This window comes from Herbidospora sp. RD11066, from assembly GCF_054661255.1.
The window spans coordinates 1-258 of the sequence record NZ_BAAGDO010000223.1 but is presented as its reverse complement, the minus strand read 5'-3'; the positions used below and the strand labels follow the sequence as shown (position 1 = coordinate 258).

1 protein-coding gene is annotated in these 258 nt (G+C 48.8%); it reads right to left on the bottom strand.

The features are described 5' to 3' along the window. Window positions 1-9 precede the first annotated feature (9 nt). Entirely contained in the window at window positions 10-216 is a 207-nt protein-coding gene (locus tag ACYQ78_RS39795; RefSeq protein ID WP_459806177.1) for a hypothetical protein, read from the bottom strand. Window positions 217-258 lie beyond the last annotated feature (42 nt).

Genomic DNA, 258 nt, shown 5'->3' with positions numbered 1-258 from the left:
CTCCTTGGCTCACAGAACGACATGGCTACGATCCGACTTATCATATGTCAAGGCATATTTGAGGCGATTCCTGAGGAAAACAATGAGCGGCAAACACTCTCGCAGCTTGTGGGGACCAGTTGATGGACGTGGTGCAAAAGTACCAGACAATTTATCAAGCATCCAATGATGCGGAGCATTTAAGCGCTTTAAATGCTTCTTCGGACCACGCGCCATGATGGCGATAAGTCGCAGGCCAAGCGCTTAGGAAGACAACTA